1 protein-coding gene is annotated in these 1,387 nt (G+C 35.0%); it reads right to left on the reverse strand.

The window, feature by feature from the left end; genetic code table 11:
- Positions 1–693: 693 nt before the first annotated feature.
- Entirely contained in the window at positions 694–1,254 is a 561-nt protein-coding gene (locus T335_RS0115325; protein ID WP_026478315.1) for a hypothetical protein, read from the reverse strand.
- Between the last annotated feature and the right edge of the window lie 133 nt (positions 1,255–1,387).

Below are 1,387 nucleotides of genomic sequence, written 5' to 3' on the forward strand. Positions count from 1 at the left end.
GGGGGGAGGGGTTGAGGAAAACATCACTACAGTACATAAGATAAAAGACATATATATACTAACAATATAAGACAAAGACAATAGATATATCTAATATACTTCTAGATATCCTCTCCCTATCTAATAATGAATATGGGTTATTTATATCGTTATGTTGATAGTAGGATATGTCCCTACCTCCCCCTCCATAATGAAAAATAGCTAGTATACCTATGATTAATGTTCATATATACTGAATTTTACATATCTGTAAGTAGTCAATATTCCAGTACTTAGATAGGTACTTATACTTCCATAGTTCTATATGATTATTATTAACACCAATCCACTACATTCTAGGAATATAGATATTCATTTGCCCCCGACCGCGTCCAAACGGCGTGGTGAGAGAATATTTCCCTAGCTTCGTTCTTTCTCATGCATGGTTAAAAGTAGTTATAGTGCGTATTGGATACGATGTAAGAATCACTTCTTTGATACATAAAATATATAAACTAATATCCACGTGACATCTATAATAATAATAGAAGCTAAAAATATATAAACAGGTTTCTTATCACTACTTAGAAAAAATGCAAGTATACTTATAGCGGTAAAAATAATACATACCGAACTGCAAATAATTGTAACAAATTTTTTCATAAATTCAGTGTTGCTAATAAACATTTATATCAACCATCCTTTCTAAGTTAATCACCTCTTACCAATTGAAAACCATACACCTCCCCCTAAACCTAACGCAGCTTTAGCTCTTCCCCGTAATCTTCCGTCTAGAACTCCTAATTCTGCTATAGCACCTGCAGCTATTGCTGATCCTTCTATTCCAATTATGGCTTCATAACCAAAAACATTAAGACCCACACCAATTGCTCCATCAAATACAGCAGCTTCAGCACCTGCTCTAAAACCTACATCAAGGTTATTGTCAATTCTAGCAGTAAATGTCGCATAAGCTTGTGCTTTCCCAGCACTGGCGTCTGCAATAGCTGTTAAACCAACATAGTCTTTGTATCCAACATGACCATCGGCAATTACATTAACACCCGATACTCCTACTCCTGCACGTAAGTCTATACCTGGTATCTGTTTGTAATTTCCCCCTTTTATTTTGGTTCCATTCCTATTCGCTTCTTGGCCTATCACACCCTTTGCATAAGCTGTTCCTGTAATAATATATGAACTAGCCTGAACATTAGCATATTCATTTTGGGCCTGCATACCAGTTTTAAATACATATGCACGATTATTTTCCAAGTTAATATCTGGATTTAGATCGTAATAAAATAGACTACCATTACCCGTCCCCTAAGTTGTAATCGTGACTTAGGTTTTTAATATGGTGATAACTATCTTTCCAGTTATCACCATTATATCAAACTGCCTCTTT

Origin of the sequence: Alkaliphilus transvaalensis ATCC 700919 (assembly GCF_000621485.1) — a bacterium.
Lineage (GTDB): Bacteria > Bacillota > Clostridia > Peptostreptococcales > Natronincolaceae > Alkaliphilus > Alkaliphilus transvaalensis.